At 31.6% G+C, this 2,283-nt stretch carries 2 protein-coding genes; one reads left to right on the top strand and one right to left on the bottom strand.

The genetic code is table 11. The features are described from left to right. Positions 1–1,505, bottom strand: a 1,505-nt coding sequence (locus F6K22_RS39045) for a leucine-rich repeat domain-containing protein (protein WP_293110332.1), incomplete at its 3' end; no start/stop codon positions are given. Between the two features lie 222 nt (positions 1,506–1,727). On the opposite strand from F6K22_RS39045, the gene F6K22_RS39040 reads away from it, so the two are divergent. After that, a complete protein-coding gene (locus tag F6K22_RS39040) occupies positions 1,728–2,201 on the top strand; it encodes a hypothetical protein (protein ID WP_293110330.1) in 474 nt (157 codons plus the stop codon). The last annotated feature ends 82 nt before the right edge of the window (positions 2,202–2,283 follow it).

The raw sequence follows: 2,283 nt of genomic DNA, 5'->3' as shown, positions 1-2,283 counted from the left end.
GTAGCGTGATAAATTTCTTGTCCGCCAAAATCCCAAATATTCATCTGAAAGTTGTGTTGGTTTTTTGTCTGAAAGTTCCACTCATAAACTTCAATTCCTTTAGTTGTATCTTCATCTTGTAGTTGATAGTCTGGATTTTGAATTTTATTAGCTAAAGTTGTTTTACCTGCTCCGCCTTCTCCAAGGATTAGTAATTTTGCTTCATAGATATAATCTATTCCTTCTTCTTTTTCTTGTCGGATATATTCTCTAATTGCTTCTATCCCGTTTTGAGCAATTTCTATTGGTGGAGTTTCCAGAGGATTATCTACTAAATAAATAAAAGTTAAATTAGTGAGTTTAGTTATTGATTCTGGGATAGTTGTTAATTGATTATTACTTAAATCAAGCTCAGTTAAATTGGTGAGTTTAGTTATTGATTCTGGGATAGTTGTTAATTGATTATTACTTAAATCAAGATCAGTTAAATTGGTGAACTTAGTTATTGACTCTGGGATACTTTTTAATTTATTTCTATTGAGACGAAGCTCAGTTAAATTGGTGAGTTTAGTTATTGACTCTGGAAAATTTTTTAATTTATTTTCTCCGAGATCAAGCTTGGTTAAATGAATAAGTTTTGTGATTGATTCTGGGATAGTTGTTAATTGATTATCATGTAAATAAAGCTTAGTTAAGCTTGGGAGTTTTGTAATTAATTCTGGAATTTTTTTTAATTGATTAAAACCTAAATCAAGCTCAGTTAAATTGGTGAGTTGAGAAATTGATTCTGGGATACTTTGGAGTTGATTTGCACCTAAATCAAGCTTAGTTAAATTGATGAGTTGAGAAATTGATTCCGGAATGCTTTTAAATTGGTTACTACCTAAACTAAGCACGGTTAAATTCGTAAGTTGAGAAATTGATTCCGGAATACTTTTAAATTGGTTGCTTCTTAAAGCAAGTTTAGTTAAATTGGTGAGTTGAAAAATTGATTTGGGAATGCTTTTAAATTGATTTCTACTTAAACCAAGTTCAGTTAAATTGGTGAGTTGAAAAATTGATTCTGGGATATCTGTTAATTGATTACCACTTAAACCAAGTTTAGTTAAATTGGTGAGTTGAAAAATTGATTCTGGGATATTTTTTAATTGATTACCACTTAAATCAAGCTCAGTTAAATTGGTGAGTTGAAAAATTGATTCTGGGATATCTGTTAATTGATTATCACTTAAACCAAGTTTAGTTAAATTGGTGAGTTGAAAAATTGATTCTGGGATATTTTGTAATTTATTACGACTTAAGTTTAATACTTCTAGTTGCTCTAATTCCCAAATATCATCAAGAACTTCAGCTAGCTTCTCTAATTTCCAAATATCATCAGGAGATTCATCTAATTTTGCATTACCTCTATTAGAATAACTACCACTTAAATCTAATTTCTTAAGCTCTTTATTTTTAGCTTCTTGTATTCTCTCTTGAAAATGCTGTGGTATATAATTCCGCCGATTTCTTTTAGGAGAAGTCATAGCTCAATCAAATAATTTTTACTATTATTTCACAAGCTACACCTACAAAGGCAAACTTCGATTTTCCGTAACCATTCCTCTGAAAAACAATAGACATCTCTAGAAAAGTTCCTAGACATAGACAAAACCAAGAATTTCATTTATAGTTGTTTTTAGGTAACTTATTTAATTTTATACTACTAAAGTAAACTTAACTATTGTCCAACAGTTGAAAAAAAAATCATGGGTACTAAACAAGCATCTATTTTATTAGGTATCTCCCGTCAACGTTTATTAGTTTTACTGGCTCAAGGAAGAGTTAAAGGAGCCAAAAAAAATGGTAGATTCTGGGAAATTCCAGTTAATCAGAGTGGAATGCCTAGAATAATTCCGGCTCGGCGCGGTCCGAAAGGTATCTGGCGCAAGCAACAATCTACTAAACCTAAAATGATTCATGTTAATCAAAGCAAAATAAAAGGTAATTTTGGTAAACCTCCTGAACAACTTGAACCTGTATTGTCAGTTAAGGATGGCAATCGAAACGATTATGGTTATGACTTATATATTCCAGGTCCTTGCTATATCGTCTATCGACCTTACGAACCAGCAGATTGTGGCGCTCATCTGTGGATTAATACTTATGATCCAGTGCAATTTATAGATACTCAATTTAATCCAGCTACTGCAAGGCAACCTAGCAAACAAATTTACATATAGTCTGGTTTCATTCGTCACGCTCGTTCGTCACCAAAAAATATTTATTCGCTTCACGAAAGCTCAACTGACAATAACTTCAGCA

Source organism: Okeania sp. SIO2F4, from assembly GCF_010672385.1.
Lineage (GTDB): Bacteria > Cyanobacteriota > Cyanobacteriia > Cyanobacteriales > Microcoleaceae > Trichodesmium.
The sequence above is the reverse complement of the archived record's forward strand: the minus strand, read 5'-3'. Positions and strand labels throughout refer to the sequence as shown.